The sequence below is a fragment of the Pseudomonas sp. PD9R genome (assembly GCF_019200975.1).
Lineage (GTDB): Bacteria > Pseudomonadota > Gammaproteobacteria > Pseudomonadales > Pseudomonadaceae > Aquipseudomonas.
Window position 1 is genome coordinate 610,361 of sequence record NZ_JAHTMR010000001.1, and the last position, 17,660, is coordinate 628,020.

17 protein-coding genes are annotated in these 17,660 nt (G+C 61.0%); 11 read left to right on the top strand and 6 right to left on the bottom strand.

Translation table 11 applies throughout. The features are described 5' to 3' along the window. Nucleotides 1-3: 3 nt before the first annotated feature. Nucleotides 4-1,152, bottom strand: a complete 1,149-nt coding sequence (locus tag KUF73_RS02785; protein WP_218436503.1) for an amine dehydrogenase large subunit — start codon at nt 1,150-1,152, stop codon at nt 4-6. A 214-nt stretch (nt 1,153-1,366) separates the two neighbouring features. Further along, nucleotides 1,367-2,848: a sensor histidine kinase gene (locus KUF73_RS02790; RefSeq protein ID WP_218436504.1), complete on the bottom strand. Its 1,482-nt coding sequence runs from the start codon at nt 2,846-2,848 to the stop codon at nt 1,367-1,369. A 343-nt stretch (nt 2,849-3,191) separates the two neighbouring features. On the opposite strand from KUF73_RS02790, the gene KUF73_RS02795 reads away from it, so the two are divergent. The 9 genes from KUF73_RS02795 to feaR all read left to right on the top strand — a co-directional run bounded on the left by KUF73_RS02795 (nt 3,192) and on the right by feaR (nt 11,092). Then, nucleotides 3,192-4,355: an acyl-CoA dehydrogenase family protein gene (locus tag KUF73_RS02795; protein WP_218436505.1), complete on the top strand. Its 1,164-nt coding sequence runs from the start codon at nt 3,192-3,194 to the stop codon at nt 4,353-4,355. Nucleotides 4,356-4,384: 29 nt separating this feature from the next. Continuing rightward, nucleotides 4,385-4,756, top strand: coding sequence for a hypothetical protein (locus tag KUF73_RS02800; RefSeq protein ID WP_218436506.1), 372 nt, complete (start codon nt 4,385-4,387; stop codon nt 4,754-4,756). 3 nt (nt 4,757-4,759) lie between these two features. Further along, nucleotides 4,760-5,230, top strand: coding sequence for a nuclear transport factor 2 family protein (locus KUF73_RS02805; RefSeq protein ID WP_218436507.1), 471 nt, complete (start codon nt 4,760-4,762; stop codon nt 5,228-5,230). Then, nucleotides 5,227-6,375, top strand: a complete 1,149-nt coding sequence (locus KUF73_RS02810; RefSeq protein ID WP_218436508.1) for an amidase — start codon at nt 5,227-5,229, stop codon at nt 6,373-6,375. Before KUF73_RS02805 ends, KUF73_RS02810 begins: the two co-directional genes overlap by 4 nt. Before the next feature lie 23 nt (nt 6,376-6,398). Further along, the gene (locus KUF73_RS02815; protein WP_218436509.1) at nt 6,399-7,682 is read left to right on the top strand and encodes a Rieske 2Fe-2S domain-containing protein; all 1,284 of its coding nucleotides are present in this window, start codon (nt 6,399-6,401) and stop codon (nt 7,680-7,682) included. After that, on the top strand, nt 7,679-8,179 hold the full coding sequence (locus tag KUF73_RS02820; protein WP_218436510.1) for an aromatic-ring-hydroxylating dioxygenase subunit beta: 501 nt from the start codon (nt 7,679-7,681) through the stop codon (nt 8,177-8,179). The genes KUF73_RS02815 and KUF73_RS02820 overlap by 4 nt, the downstream gene beginning before the upstream one ends. Before the next feature lie 10 nt (nt 8,180-8,189). Continuing rightward, the gene (locus tag KUF73_RS02825; RefSeq protein WP_218436511.1) at nt 8,190-8,930 is read left to right on the top strand and encodes an SDR family NAD(P)-dependent oxidoreductase; all 741 of its coding nucleotides are present in this window, start codon (nt 8,190-8,192) and stop codon (nt 8,928-8,930) included. A 136-nt stretch (nt 8,931-9,066) separates the two neighbouring features. Further along, nucleotides 9,067-10,017, top strand: coding sequence for a PDR/VanB family oxidoreductase (locus KUF73_RS02830; RefSeq protein ID WP_218436512.1), 951 nt, complete (start codon nt 9,067-9,069; stop codon nt 10,015-10,017). 154 nt (nt 10,018-10,171) lie between these two features. Then, a complete protein-coding gene (feaR, locus tag KUF73_RS02835) occupies nt 10,172-11,092 on the top strand; it encodes a transcriptional regulator FeaR (RefSeq protein WP_218436513.1) in 921 nt (306 codons plus the stop codon). Between the two features lie 184 nt (nt 11,093-11,276). Here feaR and KUF73_RS02840 read toward each other — a convergent pair whose 3' ends face one another. Further along, the gene (locus tag KUF73_RS02840; protein ID WP_218436514.1) at nt 11,277-11,906 is read right to left on the bottom strand and encodes a response regulator transcription factor; all 630 of its coding nucleotides are present in this window, start codon (nt 11,904-11,906) and stop codon (nt 11,277-11,279) included. A gap of 261 nt (nt 11,907-12,167) precedes the next feature. Here KUF73_RS02840 and hpaC point away from each other — a divergent pair, with 261 nt between their 5' ends. Both hpaC and KUF73_RS02850 read left to right on the top strand, forming a co-directional pair. Then, nucleotides 12,168-12,680 (top strand): 4-hydroxyphenylacetate 3-monooxygenase, reductase component, encoded by a 513-nt coding sequence (gene hpaC, locus KUF73_RS02845; RefSeq protein WP_218436515.1) that lies wholly within the window; start codon nt 12,168-12,170, stop codon nt 12,678-12,680. Nucleotides 12,681-13,136: 456 nt separating this feature from the next. Then, complete coding sequence (locus KUF73_RS02850; protein WP_218436516.1) at nt 13,137-13,433, top strand: DUF6124 family protein; 297 nt, start codon at nt 13,137-13,139, stop codon at nt 13,431-13,433. Between the two features lie 130 nt (nt 13,434-13,563). On the opposite strand, the gene KUF73_RS02855 is transcribed toward KUF73_RS02850, so the two are convergent. The 3 genes from KUF73_RS02855 to KUF73_RS02865 are packed head-to-tail and all read right to left on the bottom strand — an operon-like array spanning nt 13,564 to nt 17,173. After that, nucleotides 13,564-14,577 carry a phosphotransferase enzyme family protein gene (locus KUF73_RS02855; protein WP_218436517.1) on the bottom strand — a complete coding sequence of 338 codons (1,014 nt, stop codon included), beginning with the start codon at nt 14,575-14,577 and terminating at the stop codon, nt 13,564-13,566. Between the two features lie 9 nt (nt 14,578-14,586). Further along, a complete protein-coding gene (locus KUF73_RS02860; RefSeq protein WP_218436518.1) occupies nt 14,587-15,867 on the bottom strand; it encodes an aspartate aminotransferase family protein in 1,281 nt (426 codons plus the stop codon). Continuing rightward, nucleotides 15,860-17,173: an amino acid permease gene (locus KUF73_RS02865; protein ID WP_218436519.1), complete on the bottom strand. Its 1,314-nt coding sequence runs from the start codon at nt 17,171-17,173 to the stop codon at nt 15,860-15,862. Before KUF73_RS02865 ends, KUF73_RS02860 begins: the two co-directional genes overlap by 8 nt. Nucleotides 17,174-17,660: the final 487 nt, after the last annotated feature.

The window sequence follows — 17,660 nt, forward strand, 5'->3', positions numbered from 1 at the left end:
CGTTTAGTAGCTCATGACCTGAGTCGCGGTTTTTGCGACTTTGGCCATGGCGCCAGTGTGTTGGTTGGACTTGAGATCGAAGATCTGCAAGCCGCCTTCAACGTCAGCACCCAACAACAATGGTTTGTCGTCGCCGGTTGCCTGCATGCTCCACACCGGGACCGGCGCTTCCAGGGTTGCGACTTTCTTCTGGGTCTTGAGGTCGTAGGCCCAGATGACGGTGCTCGGGTCTTCCCACTTCATCGGTTCGTGATTGTCGTGCATCAGCACATACAAGCGGTTCAGCTTCGGTGCGACAGCCATCAGCTGCCAGCCGCCCGGCGCCCAGCCGGCCTTCTTCTCGGCGTCGGTGACCAGCGACCAGCTCGGCAGGATTTTCGGCTTGTCGCCGGAGAAATCCACCGCGCGCACGGTGCCGGTAGTCGTGGTGAAGTAGTAGGTGTCGCCGACGTTGACCGCGCGCTCCACCAGTTTTTCTGCGTTCGGGTCGAAAAACGGCGTGCGGCTGCGCGCGGTTTCCTGGCCCTGATCGTTTAGCGTCACGACTTGCAGACTGCCGTCGCCGCACAGCGAGGCGAAACGGCGATTGCCGATCGGGTAGTTCAGCACGCAACCGGGAATCGCGATTTCAGTCGCGACGGCTTTGGTCTGGGTATCGACCACGGTTACCGAGGTCGACGGGGTGAAGTTGTAGACGTAGACGAAACGGTCATCGCCGCTGGTTTTAAGGCCGTAGCGCTGGGTCAGCGACTCGGCGCGTTTGTTCGGAATCAGCACTTCCCAGGCCGGCGACAGGGTCGAGCTGTCCCACGCGGTCAGCACGTCGGTGCGGGTGCCACGGGTACCACGGGAGTACCAGATATCGGCGGCATAAATCAGTTTGCCGTCATGGCTCAGGGCCGAAGGCGCGGCAAAACCGGTCGGCACCATGCCCAGCACGCGCTTCTGGTCGGGGTCGACCACGGTGATACGGCCGGCGACGAAACTGTCGAACTCGACATCGACGACGAACGCCCGGTGAGCTTCGGCGGGGAAAGGCAAAACGGTCTGGCCGATGGTGTCGGCGGGGAGGTCCGCGCGGGCACTGTTCAAACCGAGTACAAGCAGGCTCAGGCCTAGCGCTGACTGTACGGAGATCCTGTTTGTTCGCATAAGGGGAACTTCCTGAATTGTTGGTAACGCGGATCGCGGGTGAGTGGGCAGATTCTGACGATTGAATAGTGCCTCGCCCGGCGATCAGGGGAATTGCGCTGCCTGCCAAGTGTTTGTGTGTCTGTGCCAGTGATGGGGAAGATCAAAAGATCGCAGCCTGCGGCAGCTCCTACAGGGTCATGTAGGAGCTGCCGAAGGCTGCGATCTTTTGCTTTTAAAGGGGGTTTGCGAGGGGAAGGGAAAAACTGAAAACAGCGCCACAAGGCTCCTGGTTCTGCGCCCAGATATCGCCCCGATGCCGGCCGATGATGTTCTTGCACAACGCCAGGCCGATGCCGTTGCCGCTGACCTTGGAAGAGAAGAAACCATCGAACAGCTTCTCTTGCGCCTGGGCTTGAATGCCACGGCCGCAGTCTTCGATACGCACCAGCGCCACATCGTTTTCGCGACCGGCATGAATGCGCAAAAGGCGTCGTTGGATGGGCAGGTCGGCCATCTCTTCAATGGCATTGAAGGCCAGATTGAGGATCACCTGGCCGATCAACACCTTCTCGCAACTGACCCGCAACGGCTCGGGCGAGGTCACGACTTCCACCCGCACCAGGCTCGGGTCGGCGCGCAAGCTGATGAAGTATTGGGTTTCGCGCAGCAGTTCGTTGAGGTCGATCAGCTCTTCGCTTTGCTCCAGTTTGACCACGTAATCGCGCACGCTCTTGATGATCACGGACGCATGCTCAATCTGTCGCACGGCACTCTGCAAGCCCCAAGCCACGCCCTGATCGGCGTCCGCCGCGTTACCGAGGCGAATCACCGCACCTTCGATGAAATTGCGGGTGGCGGCCAGTGGTTGGCTCAGCTCGTGGGCAATCGCCACGGCCATTTCGCCCATGGCGTTGTAGCGCGCCAAGTATTCGAGTTTTTGCTCACTGACCCGTCGGGCTTCCTCGGCGTGTACCTGTTCGGTGACGTCGCGGAACAACAGCAAGTGACCGACCAGATCGTCTTCGATTTCGATAAAGCGGCAGGTCGCATCGTGCCAGCGCCACTCGCCGTCGAGGCGCTGCACGCGATAGTGGACGCTGAACGGGGCCTGTTCCGGTCGTCCGCTGGAAAGCTGTTGCAGCAGACGCTGACGGGAAGCGTCATCGCAACAGGCGAGGAAGTTTTCGCCGATCAGTTGCTGTTCTTCACCCTTGAGCAAATGTGCACCGGAATCACTGATAAAGCGGATTTCACCCTCGGGACCGAGCACCGCCACGCCTTCGGCCAGGTCCTGCATAAACGCCTTGAGCCGACTCTCGAAGCGCTTGAGGTCGCGCTTGACCTTGTCCTCTTTCGAGATGTCGCGGAACTGCACCATCAATACATCGCGACCTTCCAGGTGCACCAGTGTCGCGACTGCCTCGGAAAGAATTTCCACCCCTTGCTTGGAACGGTAGCACCACTCGATGGCGCGCTGGCCCGTGCGCGCGGCGCCCTCCAGCCAGCGCAAACCCACCGAGCGCCGGTACTTGGGCGCGTCGCTGGTCATGTCGGGAGCCTTGAGCGGGGTCAGTTCCTCCAGGGTAAATCCCAGCGCCGACAGGGCGGCGGCGTTGGCCCAGAGGATCTCCTTGCTGTGGGCATCGTGAAGAATGATGCACAGCGGCATGGCTTCGATGAGGGTGTAGAAATCGTTCGGTTTCGGCAGGTACATCACGCAGCCCTTGGCGGCAGAGGGTTTCAGTATGGCGTTTTATACCGGCTCGCGCCCGGGGATGCGCTCAGAGGTAACCGGGGTGGGTATAGGGGTTTTCTTTAGCCGGGGGGCTGCACGCACCAATAGTTGCGACCCGATGCGGTTTCTACACTGGCCTCCAATGCAAGGGTGACTACGCCGATCCCCTGTAGGAGCTGTCGAGTGAAACGAGGCTGCGATCTTTTGACCTTGTTTTTCGAGATCAGGATCAAAAGATCGCAGCCTCGTTTCACTCGACAGCTCCTACAGGCAGCGGTGAGGTGTCGCCCCACTAACAATAAGTAAAACGGAGAACCCGCCCATGCTGCGTTCAGCTGTCGCACAAAATGATGCCCTGCCAGGCCTCGACGAAAACGTCGTCGACAGTCAGCTCTTTGCGCAGGTACTGGAAGAAGTGCGTCAACGCCGCAACGAATTCGACGCCGGCTCCCACGTACCACGGGACATGATCGAGCGCTTCAAGCAGGTGGGCATCTATCGTGCCGCCACGCCGAAATGCTTCGGTGGTGACGCTCTGGCTCCTGCGCGATTCCTGCAGATGATCGAGCGCATCTCCGAAGCCGACGGCTCGGCGGGCTGGGTCGCCAGCTTTGGTAGCGCCGGCGTCTATCTCGCCGCGCTGCCAAAAGAAACGCTTGCAGAGCTCTACTCGCAGAGCCCGGACCTGGTGTTCGCCGGCGGCCTGTTCCCGCTGCAACCCGCCGAGGCTGTCGAGGGCGGCTGGCAGGTCAACGGCACCTGGAAATTCGCCAGCGGCTGCAAAGGCGCGGACTTACTCGGCGTGGGTATCGGCGCTGCGGGCGGTAAGCCGCGCACCGCGGTATTCCGCCCGGATCAGGTCGAGATCGTCGAGAACTGGGACGTGGTCGGCCTCAAAGGCACCGGCAGCCATGACCTGCGCGTAACCGATAAACGCATCGACGAGCGCTGGACCTTCATCCGTGGCGGTGCTGCCACCATCGACGAGCCGTTGTTCCGCTACCCGTCGATTGCCTACGCCGCGCAAGTGCTGGCAGTGGTCAACCTCGGTCTGGCCCGCGCAGCACTCGACGAAGTCAGCCGCATGGCCGGCGGCGGTGGTATCACCGGCGCGCCGAAAATGGCGGATCGCGCTTATGTGCGCATCGAAATCGCCAAGGCCGAAGCGAAGCTCGCCGCTGCGCGCGGTTTCTTCTACAACGCCACCGAGCAGGTGTGGAACTCGATCCTGGCCGGCAACCCGGTCACGCCTGAGCAAACCAGCCTGCTGCGCCTGTCCGCGATTCACGTTTCCCAGTCGGGTGCTGCCGTGGTGCAGAGCGCCTACAGCCTCGCCGGGACCACCGCCATTTACCTGCACCATCCGCTGCAACGCTACTTGCGCGATTCGATGGTGGTCACCCAGCACGCCTTCCTCAGCGAAGGCCTGTACGACGGCGCCGGTTCGGTGTTCCTCGGCGTACCGCCGTTCCCTGGCTACATCTGAATTTCGTCATTTACTCAAGGATCACAACCATGTCCCAAGCTACCCAGGAACCGTTGCGCGTCGTCTTCTGCATCGGCATCACCCAGAACTTTTTCGACCTGCCCACCGGCGAAGGCCTGAGCGTGTGGAAGGGCTTCAGCCAGATGATGGGTGACCTCGGTGCCATGCCTGGCATCACCGTGCTCGGCGCGATGGATGACGACCGCCTGATGGTCGGCCCGTCCACCACCTCGCCGTGGACCGTCTACATCATGGCCGACGTTGACTGCCACCAAACGGTGATCAACGCCTGCAATCTGTTCCGCACCACCCCGGTGAACGAGTACAGCCTGTGGCGCTACGCCAAGATCGAAGCGCGCATCGGCCGCCCATTGACCATCCCTGATGCGGCCAAGGTGTAAGCCATGAACGAGGCCTTGCTGCAGCGTCTGGAGACGCTCGAAGGGGAGAGTTCGGTGCGTCGCCTGATGGCGCGCTACATGGACCTGTGCGATGTGCCGCGCGCGCTCACCCATGTCAGCGAATTGGCAGCGTTGTTCTGCGAAGACGCGATCTGGGAAGGCGTCGGCAGCCAGACGGCGCAGGCCTTTGGTCAGCACCGTGGGCGTGAAGCAGTGGCAGCGTTCGTCGGGGGTTATCTGCCGCCATCCGAGCACTTCCAGCTGAACCTGCATTACCTCACCAGCGAGTCGATTCGGGTCGACGGCAGCACGGCCCAAGGGCAATGGATCATGCAGCAGATTTCCACCTACGCCGATGGTCACAGCGAGCTGTTCGGCACTCGGCTGAACATCGATTTCTGCTGTGTCGATGGCGTGTGGTTGATCGCGCATTTCCGCACGCAACGTTTGTTCAATACGGGGCTAGGCGCATGAGCACGTTCATCAGTGAATTCCTGCTCGGTGGCAGCGGCAAACGAGTCGCAGTGAAAGACTCCATCGACATCGCCGGCTATCCGACTCGTTCAGGCAGCCGTGCGTTTTCCGACGCGCCACCGGCGACAAAAAACGCCGAAGTGGTGGATGCCATTCTTGGCGCTGGCTGGCAGATCGTTGGTAAAACCAACCTGCACGAACTGGCCTTTGGCGTCACCGGTATCAACGACTGGACCGGTACGCCGATCAACCCGCAAGCACCGGATCGTGTGCCGGGTGGTTCCTCCAGCGGTTCGGCTTCGGCGGTCGCTGCAGGTCTGGCGGATATCGCACTGGGCACCGACACCGGTGGTTCAGTGCGGGTGCCGGCGGCGTGCTGCGGGATTGCCGGGCTCAAGCCGACTTACGGCCGTGTCAGCCGTGTCGGCGCGCATCCGATGGAATCCAGCCTCGATTGCGTCGGCCCGTTTGCCAAAAGCATGGACGACCTGATCGCCGCGATGCAGGTGATCTGCCCGGGTTTTGCAGCTCAAGGAATGCCAGGCGCCAGTGCAAAAGTGGGCTTTCTCGAAGTGGCCTGCGACCCGCATCTGCAAGCCAGCCTCGGTGCCGCCACGGACCGTGCCGGCTGGCGTCGTAGCAACCTGCACTTGAGCGAATTCGAAGCCGCATTCGCCGCCGGCCTCACCGTGATCAACTTTGAAAACTGGGCCGCGTTCGGGCACCTCACTGGCAAGGGCCTGATTGGTGCCGATGTCGAACAGCGTCTGTTGGCCGCGAGTCGCACCAGCCGCGAAGAACTGGCACAGGCCGAAGCCGTGCGCAGCCGTTTCACTCAGCAAGTGGATGCGGCCCTGGAAGAATACGCGGTGCTGTTGCTGCCGACCTTGCCGAGCCTGCCGCCAACCCTGAGCGAAGCGCGCAGTGGCAGCAAAGCGGTGGCCGGCATGACCCCGCTGGTACGCCCCTTCAACCTCAGCGGCCATCCGGCGCTGACAGTGCCGGTGGAACTTGATTGCGGCGGGCTGAAAGTCGGCCTGCAAATCGTCGGCCGAAAAGGCCAGGACGAAATGGTCTGCGCCTTCGGGGCGCAGTTGCAACAGAGCATGGCCGGTGAACGGTCGACCTCTAAACAGAATTCATAACAAGAAACCATGAGGAGGACCGTATGAGTACTCATGAAAACCGTTTGATCGCCACATCGCGCAGCATGGACCAACTGGTTCAGCACGACCGCGTTGATGTCTCGCTGTACAACGACCCGGCGCTGTTCGAAGCCGAGCTCGACAAGATTTTCTACCGCACCTGGGTGTGGGTCGCTCACGAAAGTGAAGTGCGCAACTCCGGCGACTTCAAGACCGCCACCATTGGCCGTCGCCCGGTGATTGTCGTGCGCGACAAGAAGAACAACATCAACGTCCTGGAAAACCGCTGCCGTCACCGTGGTGCCACTGTGTGCGAGAAGCACAAGGGCAACGCCACCGGTTTCACCTGCCCGTACCACAGCTGGTCCTATGGCCTGGACGGCAAGTTGCGTGCGCTGCCGTATCCGGATGGCTACGAAGGTATTCTGGAAAAGTCCGAACTGCCGCTCACCAGCCTGCGGGTCGAGAGCTACGCCGGCATGGTTTTCGCCAGCTACAACGACGAGATCGAACCGCTGGAAGACTTCCTCGGCGGTGCCAAGCACTGGATGGACCTGTTCATGAAACAGGGTGCCGGTTACCCGATCAAGACCCAGGGCGAACACAAGTTCAGCTTCAAGGGCAACTGGAAGATCCAGCTGGAAAACACCACCGACGGCTACCACTTCCCGATCGTGCACAAGTCGTTCATGTCGTCGGTGGATGAAGAAACTTCGGAAATGCTTTCGTTCATGACCGACGAGCAAGCCGTGACCCACTCGCTGGGCAACGGCCACAGCGTGATGGTGATGGTGCCCGAGCACGTCGACCTCGATCACGACGACGGCACCGAGCAGTTGCAGGAACGCTTCGCCCACGTCACCGAAGAACTGTCGAAAACCCTGCCTGCGGATCAGGTGCGCCGCATCGTGCGTTCGCTGCACGGCGCCGGGTTCAACCTCAACCTGTTCCCGAACGTGGCGATGTCGATGTCGTTCTTCCGCGTGCTGCGTCCGGTGTCGGTGACTGAAACGGAAATCCGTCACGTTGCCCTCGGCATGGACGGCGGCCCGGAAATCGCCAACCGCGAACGCATGCGCATTCACGAACACTTCCAGGGCCCGTTCGGTTTCGGCAGCCCAGACGACGCCGAAGCCTGGGACCGCGTGCAGCGCGGCTCGTATGCCGGCGTCGATGCACCGATCCTGGTCAACCGTGGCCTCAATCGCGAACTGACCGCCGAGAATGGCGACAAGGTTTCCCACGCCACCGACGAGGGCGGCATGCGCGGTGCCTACGACATGTGGAAAAGGATGATGAGCCAATGAGCAATCACGACAACCTGAACGGCTTCTCCGGCCCGTTGGCCCAAGCCATCGAATTCATCTGGCGCGAAGCCGAACTGCTCGATCACAAGCACTACGCCGAATGGGCGACCTTGTGGAGCGAAAGCGGCAAGTACATTGTGCCGATCGACCCGGACACCGAAGACTTCGAAGCGACGCTCAACTACGCCTACGACGATGCGCGCATGCGTGACCTGCGCATCGAACGCCTGACCGCTGGCTACTCGCCGTCGGCAGTGGACGCGGCTAAAACCATTCGCACCGTCTCGCGGTTCCGCCTGGTGGAAGCGGCCGGTGACATCGTCGAAGTCAACTCGGCGCAGTTGCTCTACGCCTACAAACGCGGCGTGCACACGCCGTTCGTGGCCGACCTCAACCACCGCATTCGCTTCACCGACGGCGTGCCGTCCCTTGAACGCAAAGTGGTGCGCCTGATCAACTCCACCGACAGCCTGAGCGCGCTCGGTTTCCTACTGTGAGGACAACATCATGAGTCGAGTAGCCCTCGTAACGGGTGCCTCGCGCGGACTGGGCGAGGCCATCGCCCGTCGTCTGCACGCGGCGGGTTATCGCGTCGGTCTGGCCGATGTACGTCTCGACGGCGTGCAGCAGTTGGCCGCCGAGCTGGATAGCAGCGGCAACACCGCCGTCGCTATCGAGCTGGACGTACGCAGCAAGGCGGATTTCCAGCGCGCTCGCGACCTGCTCGCCGAGCGCTGGGGCGGCACCGACATTCTGGTGAACAACGCCGGTGTGTCGAAAGTCGCGGCGCTGATGGACATCACGCCCGAAGAATTCGATGAGTCGATGGCGATCAACCTGCGCGGCACCTTTGTCGCGTGCCAGGTGTTCGGCGCGCACTTTGCCGAACGTGGCTTCGGGCGAATCGTCAACATCGCTTCCCTGGCCGGGCAAAACGGCGGCACCGCCACCGGCGCGCACTACGCGGCGGCCAAGGGCGGCGTGGTGACGCTGACCAAGGTGTTCGCCCGCGAACTGGCGCCCCGTGGGGTGACGGTCAACAGCCTCTCGCCAGGTCCGCTGGACTTGCCGGTGGTGCGCGAAACCGTCGCCCCGGAGCGTCTGGAACAGATCCTGAAAATGATCCCGGCCGGCACCCTCGGCGACCCTGCGTACATCGCCGACAGCGTCCTGCTACTGATTGCCGACAACGCCGCCTCCGTAACCGGCGCGTGTTGGGACATCAACGGCGGCCTGTTCATGCGCTGAGTGTTCCCTGTAGGAGCTGCCGCAGGCTGCGATCTTTTGATCTTGTCTTTAAAACACAAAATCAAAAGATCGCAGCCTGCGGCAGCTCCTACAGGGGTGAGTGTCAAACCAAAAACAAGTGTATTCAGGTGATGCCATGATGAAGGTGAAAATCGAAAGGATCGTCGACGAAGCGCTGGATATCCGTTCCTTTCGCCTCGTGCGCAGTGACGGCCAGCCGCTCGACACCTATGAACCGGGCGCCCATGTCGACCTGACCGGGCCGACCGGGGTAACCCGCCAATACTCCCTGTGCAGCCCGCCGCAGGATCGCCGCGCCTACCTGGTGGCGGTGAAAAAAGAAGCGCAATCACGCGGTGGTTCGCTGGCGCTGCATGAGCAGGTAGAAGAGGGCATGGAGCTGGAAATGGGAGCGCCGCGCAACCTGTTCCGTCTCGACCCGACGGCTACTGAGCACGTGCTGTTTGCCGCCGGCATCGGTGTCACGCCGCTGTTGAGCATGGCCTATCAACTAGCCGAAAGCGGTCAGCCCTATCGCCTGCATTACTTCGCCCGCTCGGCGCAGTACGCCGCGTTCACCGAATTGTTGGCGACGAATTTTGCTGATCATGTCGAGTTCCATTACGGCATCGAACCGGGCGATCTGGATGGCGCATTGAGCGAATGCCTGAACCGCGCCGGCAATGCCGCCCACGTCTACACCTGCGGGCCGGCTCCGTTCATGAACAAAGTGGTGGAAGTGGCCGCACGCAGCCGCCCGGATGACGCCATTCACCTGGAACACTTCGCGGCGGACCCGGCCGCCAATGCCGGCCCGAGCGGTGGTTTTGAAGTGGAGCTGGCCAGCTCCGGCGTGGTGCTGCAGGTACCGGCCAAAACCAGCCTGGTCGATGTGCTGCAGGCCCACGGCTGCGACATCGACACCGAGTGCCGCGAAGGCATTTGCGGCACCTGCATTGTCGAGGTACTTGAAGGTGAACCGGACCACCGAGACAACTGCCTGTCCAACAAGGAAAAGGCCTCAAACAAGCAGATTTGTGCCTGCGTTTCACGGGCGCTTTCCGCTCGTCTGGTATTGGACATCTAGGCGCTTCCAGCGCTGGAAAGCTTGCGCCGGAGCCTGTTGAATGGGCGTCCGGCGGCCGTCGAGGGAGGAGACGGCTGAAAAACGAAACATTTTTACCGAACTGCTCGACGAAGCGGTCGGCAATAACAACAAAAACACGTGAGGCTTTGCGGACATGATTACAGCATCGGCGGTGCGCAATGAGGCGTTCGAAAGTTGGCTAAGCCAGGTTAACCAGGCCTGCGGGCGTTTCGATGCCCGCGCGCTCGATACCGATTTTTATGGCGAGCTGAATGAATTTCGCAGCGGCGCGATCAAACTCAGCGTCGTCGACATGGCGCATGTGCACCTGTATCGCACCAGCAAGGATGTGAGTGTCAGCAGCGACGGCCATTACTACGCGGTGTTCCAGATGCGTGGCAGCTCGCAACTGGAGCAGGGCGACAACCGTGCGTTATTGGGTTGCGGCGATATTGCCCTGATCGACGCCTGCCGCCCGAGCGACATGACCTACAACGAGGACTCCCGACAGTTGTCGCTGATCTTGCCGCGTCAGGTGGTTGAGCGCGGCTCGCATTTCACCGCAGTCAATTGCGCCACGCGCATCGGTGCCAGTAGTCCCTTGGCCGCGATGGCCAACAAACTCGTGCTGGAAACACGCCAGCAAGAAGGGCTGGACATGCAGGAAAGCGAAGCGGTGCTCGACGCCTTGGCCAGCCTGCTGTTGCCGGGTATTCGCGCCCATGACAGCGGCGGCGATGCCCATGAACGGCAGTTTCGCAAAATCATCGCCTTCATCGACCAGCACATCAGTGACGAGGAACTCTGCCCGGAGCTGATTGCCCGTGAGGTGGGGGTTTCGGTACGCGGGCTGTACCGGATGTTCTCCAAACGCGGCTTGGTGGTGGCGCAATACATCAAGCACCGACGCCTGGACTTCTGCGCGGAAAACCTGCGCCGCAGCGATGTCGAGCAGAAACTTTCGGCGCTGTGTTACGCCTGGGGCTTCTCGGATTCCAGCTACTTTTCGTCGGCATTCAAATCACGCTTCGGCGTTTCCCCCGGCGCCTACCGCAAGCGCTACAGCCAAAACTGAATCGCCCCCTGTAGGCGCTGCCGCAGGCTGCGATCTTTTGATTTTGCTGGTTAGAAGATCAAAAGATCGCAGCCTGCGGCAGCTCCTACATTGGATGATCAGTGGGATCAGGCCACCGTGGGAGCGGGCTTGCCCGCGATGGCGGCCTCAAGATCCCTGAAGATCCAGACCGCCAGCCCCTGTCTCAATGCCGTGCCGTCTCTTCCGCTGGCAAATGCAACACTTCACGCACCAGCATGGCGATGCTGGTCACGCCCATCTTTTCCTTGATCTTGGTGCGATGCACATCAACGGTTTTCACGCTGATGTTCAGCTCCCGGGCAATCACCTTGCTGGCCTTGCCATCGATCACCAGCATCAACACCTCACGCTCTCGGCTGGTCAGCAACGCCAACTTGCCTTGCAGGTTCTGACGCTGCTCCTGATCAGCCTGGGCGTGCACGGCGGTCTTCAGCGCGGCCTGAATGCGGTCGATCATCTGCTGCGGGTTGTAGGGCTTCTCGACGAAGTCCAGCGCGCCGTTCTTCATCGCATTGACCGACATGGGAATGTCGCCATGGGCCGAGACGAAGATTGTCGGCAAGCTGCTGCCACGCTGGTTGAGGATCTCCTGCAACTGAAAGCCGCTGGTTTCCGGCATGCGCACGTCCAGCACCAGACAGGCCGGTTGCTTGGGGTCGTATTGGCTGAGGAACTCTTCGGCACCAGCAAAGCACTGCGCCTGCACGCTGACCGACTCCAGCAACCAGGCAAGCGAAGTGCGCAGGTCTTTGTCGTCGTCAACGATATAAACAATCGGTTTGCGGATTTCCATCAGGGGCTGCCACGAGAATTTCTATTTATTGTTTTTCCACGCGAGCACGCGCGGCGCACATCGGCTCACCTTTCTGGAGCCAGTGTGCAGAATACCCACGTTGACCGGCCGTGACGATAAAGAAACCACCTAGTCGACTAGCGGAAAGCTAACCTCACGATGGGGATCGTCAGAATGGTTGCGCACCGTGCCGGGCCTTAGTCTTGTTCCATCACCTACGGACCGCATCAAAGCGGTCCTCCTGAAGGAAGGGGCATCGACATGGCCGACCTGAGCCAGCAGCAAATCGACTTTCGCAACGCCATGGCGCAGCTGCCTGCTGCGGTGAACATCATCACCACCAATGGCCCTGGCGGACGTTGCGGCATCACCGCCAGCGCCGTGTGCTCGGTCACCGACTCACCGCCCACCGTACTGGTGTGCGTCAACCGCAACAGCGCCACCCACGACGTGTTCCGCACCAACGGCCACCTGTGCATCAACGTGCTGTGCGGCGAGCAGGAAGAACTGGCACGCCACTTTGCCGGCATGACCAAAGTGCCGATGGCCGAACGTTTTGCCTGGGATTTGTGGGACGACGGCGCGGCTGATGTGCCGGTGCTGCGCGATGCCCTGGTGCAGCTGGAAGGACGCATCAGCGAGTGCAAGGAAGTGGGCTCGCATTCGGTGATGTTTGTGGAGCTGACGAAGGTTGGTGTGCGCGAGCAGGGCGATAGCCTGGTGTACTTCAACCGTTTGTTCCATCGCCTGGAACACGCCGGGGCGCATTGCTGAGAGTGACCGGTCTAACGCATTTCATGTAGGAGCTGCCGGAGGCTGCGATCTGTTGATCTTGATCTTTAAAAGCAGGATCAAAAGATCGCAGCCTCCGGCAGCTCCTACATTGACCGTGTTTCGCCGTGGAAGGGCGTTACTTCCTGAAAGCTACAGCACCTTGCGGCATTGCCTACAGCTACGCCAGAATCCGCCGGCTTGTGCGCCTTGGGCCTGGGCTCTATCGTTTTCCGGTCGCTGAAAAACAACAGTGATCGGGTTTGGTAGCCCGGAGTTCTGGCGCGCAACGCCACCTTTTGCAGACGCTCAGGTCGCTGCTTTTATGGTGGTCATGCGCAGGGCCTCTTCGGAGGCGCCGGTTCCAGTACTCCGGTCTACCAACCTGCGTATGGTCACCACCCCTCGTTTGGTAGCGAGAGTGATGGCTCCAATTTCGCAAGTACTGGAGTTCAATCAATGCCCAACAACTCAAAACCCACCCAAGACACCCCCGAGCGCATCCCCTCGGCCGCCGACATCCGCGCCACACCACGCACACTCTGCAAGATGTTCATCGTCAACCCGGAACTTGATATCGAGACCTTGCTGGCTCACGCCTGCGAGTCGCTGGCCTCAGCCAATGTCATGACCATGGATTTGGCGGATCGCACAGAGGGGACGAGCCGCAATACCCTGTTGGGTATTGCGCAAGTCATCAACATGGGGGAGTTGGCGGTGAATCGGGCATTGGATCATCTAGATCCGGTTGGGTAATCGGAGCACCGCGTTATCGTTCTTCGCGGGCAAGCCTCGCTCCTACAGGTTTGTGTCGTTCACAATATTTGTGAATCACACAAACCTGTAGGAGCAAGGCTTGCCCGCGAAAGCGGTTTATCGGTTGACGTTACTGTTGCAGATATTCCCGAGCCAACATACACGCCCGCTCAATCAACATTGGTGCCATTTCAATCGCGGTCTGCGTGCCTTTGCGGGTGTGAATCCAGCCCAGGTACGTGGTGCCGCGCAGCATCAGGAACAACGCCAACGTCTGGCGATCCGTCTCGCTCAGCGGTTTGACCGCGTCGTAGCCGGCCAGCAGCGCCGCTTTGATCTGCTCATAACGCGGGTCGTCCAAACAGAAATACAGGGCCGTGGCCAGTTCGAACATGTGCCAGCCAAACCCGGCATCGTCAAAGTCGATCAGACGCAACTGTGGGCCTTCGATCAGCAGGTTTTCCGGCACCAGGTCAGCGTGGATCATGCCGAAGTTGCCCAGTTGCCGACCGTACTGACGCAAGTCCTTGCGCGCCGCACGGCGTGCCTCCAGCAACAAGTCGCGCTGCTCGTCACTGAGCTGTTCCAAATCCCAGAAGCGACCCCAGAACGGGCTGGCCCCGATCAAACCATCTTCGTCCCAGGCATGGCGCACGAACTCATCCGGTTGCTGCCAATCCGCCGAGTGCAGATGAATGCGTGCGGCAATCGCGCCGGCTTCGGCAAATAGAAAATCGATCTCGGTGTCGGCTTGCACGCCGTCCTCGGAAGTACCGGCGGTCGCACCTGGCAGCCAGGCAAGCATGTCGACATGGCGTTCGCCGACTGCTTCATGGGCCACTTCGATCAGGTGGCGCTCGTCTTGAGTTCGGATGATTTGCGGCACGGTGATGCCGGCGCTGGCAAGCGCGTCCATCCATTGCAACTCCGAGCGCAATGCAGCTTCCGAGTGATAACCGTTGCGATGGATGCGCAGGGCGACGCGCTGGCCGTCGTGGCGGTGGGCGGAAAACACCGCGTTCTCGCGGTATTTCACCAGCGTGATGTCGGCGAAGTCGCCTTCCCAATGCTGCAGGGCGTTGCGTGCCAAATCATGCAGATGGGCTACTTGCTGGTCGTGGTTTAGCGTGTGAAATTCAGTCATGGCAGGGCCTCAAATCGCGCTCAGGGCGCTGTCCAGAGTGTCAACGAACAGGTCGGCGTGTTCGCGGCTGAACACCAGCGGCGGACGCAGTTTCAGGATGTTGTCGCCGGCGCCGATCTTGCTGATCAGCACACCTTTCTCGCGCATGTCGTTGACGACTTTGCGTGCTTCCAGGCCGGCCGGTTCCTTGCTGGCGTGGTCGCGTACCAATTCCATGGCAAAGAACAATCCCTTGCCGCGCACATCGCCGATGATCGAATGCTTTTGCGCCAGCACTTGCAGACGTTGTTGCACATAAGCGCCGACGGTTTGCGCGTTGTGCAGCAGTTGCTGTTCTTCAATCACATCCAGCACCGCCATGCCGACCGCTGCCGCCACCGGTGAACCGCCGAAGGTGTTGAAGTACATGGCGTGGCGCCCGAACGATTCGACCAGCGCCTTGTTGGTGATCAGCCCGGCCAGCGGATAACCGTTACCCATGGGTTTACCGAGGGTGACGATGTCCGGCACCACGCCGTGGGCCTGATGACCCCAGAGGTGATCGCCGGTGCGCCCGAAACCGGACTGCACCTCGTCAGCGATGAACAAACCGCCAGCGGCGCGGATCAGCGCGGCAGCCTTGTTGACGAAACTGGCGGGCACCCGTGGCAAGCCTTCGTTGGCAAACAGGGTGTCGATCAGCAGCGCCGCCGGGCGAATGCCCTGGGCCTGCATCGACGCAATCGCAGCGGCGATGTTGGAAGCATATTGCTCGGCCAGTTGTAACTCGCTGGTCCCTGCTGGCGCGTGGTACAGGCACGGAATCGGCACCGCACGCGCATGGGCGGCGAAAGGCTCCGGCGAGGGCAGGGCGGTGGTGACTTCGGCCAGTGACGCGGAGTTGCCGTGGTAGTTGTAGTCGCTGACGATAATGCCGGTGCCGCCGCTGGCAAACCGCGCCAGGCGCAGCGCCAGTTCGTTGGCTTCGCTGCCGGTGCAGGTGAACATAGCGGTGTCCAGCGCGGGTGCGAAAGTTGCGGTCAGGCGCTCGGCGTAGCGCACCACTTGTTCATCGAGGTAGCGCGTGTGGATGTTCAATGTGCTGGCCTGACGGTGCATGGCCTCGACGACATGAGGGTTGCAGTGACCGACGCAGGGCACGTTGTTGTACACGTCCAGATAGCGGCGGCCATCGACGTCGAACAGCCAGACGCCTTCACCGCGCACCAGGTGCAAGGGCTTGTCGTAGAACAGCGGCGAAGCGCTGCCGAGTACGCGATGGCGGCGTTGCAGCAGGGTGGCTTCAGGCATGATCAGGCGTCTCCAGAGGGGTTGGCAGGCGAGTGCGCAGGGCAAAATTGAGAATGCACAGGGTGAAAGTCACCGCGAGGGCGATCAGCATCTTCACGTCGAGTTGGAAGCAGGCAGCGATGACCACCAGCGTCAGGGCCAGGCCCAGCCAGGCAATCAGCTTGCCGCCCACCAGACGGAAAGGCCGTGGCAGGTCCGGCTGGCTGCTCTTGATGCGCAGGTAGGCACCGAAGATGAACAGGTAGCAAACGTTGAGCAGCAGCACCACCGCGAGCATCACCGTGGCCGGGTCGACAGCCGACATCGGCAGGCCGATCGCGCCGATCAGCAACAGCGCCGGGTAGGGTGTGCCACGTTTGCCGGTCTTGCCCAGCCATTGTGGGAACAGGCCGTCACGGGCCATGGCGAACAATTGCCGCGAAGCCGCGTAGATCAGTGAAAAGAAGGTGGCGATCAAGCCAAACACGCCGCCACAACCAATCACTTTGGCCAGCCACGAACCTTCACCGTAGACATTGCTGCTGGCCATCGCGGCGTACAGCGGGTCGCCGGCGCTACCCACCAGTTCAACGCCACCGGCACCCGGGGCGCAGACCAGTACCACCAACGCGGTAACAAGCAAGGTGCCAATCGCGGCGAGAATGCCGCGCGGCATGCTGCGGCCTGGATCGCTCGCTTCTTCCGCCGCTGAACCGGTTTGCTCCACGGTGATGAACAACCAGATAGCGAACGGCACACAGGCGAAAATGCCGCCGAGGCTGATCGCCGGTCCGGCATTGGCCGGCATCTTCAGCAGGTTCGCCAGTTCGACGTGTGGTGCCATGGCCACGCCGAAAGTCAGCAGCGCAACGACCGCGATCACGCCGGCAACCATCGTCAGGCCCATGGCTTCACCGACGCCACGCAGGTGGATGCCGATGATCACCGCGAACAAGGCGATCTTCACCGCCCAGCCGCCGAAGCCGAAAATCGACTCGGTGTAGGCACAAATAAACGTCGCCGCCGCGCCGGTACCGATGGTCAGTGCAATCGCACACGCCACGCCGACCAGATAGCCCACGAACGGTCCGAACGCACTTTGCGCATAGACAAACACGCCGCCGGCGCTGGGCAACGCGGTGGACAGTTCCGTCACGCACAACGCCAGGCCACCGCAAAGCAGCGCCATCAATAGCGTGGCGATCAACATGTTCAGCCAGCCACCGGCCATCAAGCCGAAATTCCAACCGGAAAACTGCCCGGCCACCACCAACGCAATTCCAAGGCCGGCAATCTTTGGCCAGCCCAACGCACTTTTCTTAAGCACAGAAGTCTCCCGCGACCCGAAGGCCGATTTATTGTTTTGGTATGGAGTGGAGGGGGTTCAGCGTTGCTTCACGCCCAGTAACTGGGGTTGACTTCGATACTACGCGGGGAGGGTGGCGCGGCTTGTTTGTGCGCATGCCAGGTCGTTGGTTGTGGGTGCCAGATTTGGCGAGATGAACTCATTCCCTGTGGGAATACAGCGAGGACCTTTGTAGGAGCGAGGCTTGCCCGCGAAGACTGAGTGTCAGTCACCGTTGATGTGGCCGCGGACGGCCCCTTCGCGGGCAAGCCACGCTCCTACAGTGGCAACTGGTGGGCACAGAGTTTGTGCACGGCGGCAATCCAAATGTAGGAGCGAGCCTGCTCGCGAAAGCGCAGTGTCAGTCGACATCAACGTTGGCTATGTTGGCCCTTTCGCGAGCAGGCTCGCTCCCAAAGGGATCTTCGCCGGATACAGCATTTGGGTTCGATGGTGATCAATATGTGAG

Bases quoted from the DNA above. Each gene is read 5' to 3' on its own strand.
- KUF73_RS02785 (WP_218436503.1), bottom strand. From the start codon at position 1,152: ATGCGAACAAACAGGATCTCCGTACAGTCAGCGCTAGGCCTGAGCCTG.
- KUF73_RS02790 (WP_218436504.1), bottom strand. From the start codon at position 2,848: ATGTACCTGCCGAAACCGAACGATTTCTACACCCTCATCGAAGCCATG.
- KUF73_RS02795 (WP_218436505.1), top strand. From the start codon at position 3,192: ATGCTGCGTTCAGCTGTCGCACAAAATGATGCCCTGCCAGGCCTCGAC.
- KUF73_RS02800 (WP_218436506.1), top strand. From the start codon at position 4,385: ATGTCCCAAGCTACCCAGGAACCGTTGCGCGTCGTCTTCTGCATCGGC.
- KUF73_RS02805 (WP_218436507.1), top strand. From the start codon at position 4,760: ATGAACGAGGCCTTGCTGCAGCGTCTGGAGACGCTCGAAGGGGAGAGT.
- KUF73_RS02810 (WP_218436508.1), top strand. From the start codon at position 5,227: ATGAGCACGTTCATCAGTGAATTCCTGCTCGGTGGCAGCGGCAAACGA.
- KUF73_RS02815 (WP_218436509.1), top strand. From the start codon at position 6,399: ATGAGTACTCATGAAAACCGTTTGATCGCCACATCGCGCAGCATGGAC.
- KUF73_RS02820 (WP_218436510.1), top strand. From the start codon at position 7,679: ATGAGCAATCACGACAACCTGAACGGCTTCTCCGGCCCGTTGGCCCAA.
- KUF73_RS02825 (WP_218436511.1), top strand. From the start codon at position 8,190: ATGAGTCGAGTAGCCCTCGTAACGGGTGCCTCGCGCGGACTGGGCGAG.
- KUF73_RS02830 (WP_218436512.1), top strand. From the start codon at position 9,067: ATGATGAAGGTGAAAATCGAAAGGATCGTCGACGAAGCGCTGGATATC.
- feaR (WP_218436513.1), top strand. From the start codon at position 10,172: ATGATTACAGCATCGGCGGTGCGCAATGAGGCGTTCGAAAGTTGGCTA.
- KUF73_RS02840 (WP_218436514.1), bottom strand. From the start codon at position 11,906: ATGGAAATCCGCAAACCGATTGTTTATATCGTTGACGACGACAAAGAC.
- hpaC (WP_218436515.1), top strand. From the start codon at position 12,168: ATGGCCGACCTGAGCCAGCAGCAAATCGACTTTCGCAACGCCATGGCG.
- KUF73_RS02850 (WP_218436516.1), top strand. From the start codon at position 13,137: ATGCCCAACAACTCAAAACCCACCCAAGACACCCCCGAGCGCATCCCC.
- KUF73_RS02855 (WP_218436517.1), bottom strand. From the start codon at position 14,577: ATGACTGAATTTCACACGCTAAACCACGACCAGCAAGTAGCCCATCTG.
- KUF73_RS02860 (WP_218436518.1), bottom strand. From the start codon at position 15,867: ATGCCTGAAGCCACCCTGCTGCAACGCCGCCATCGCGTACTCGGCAGC.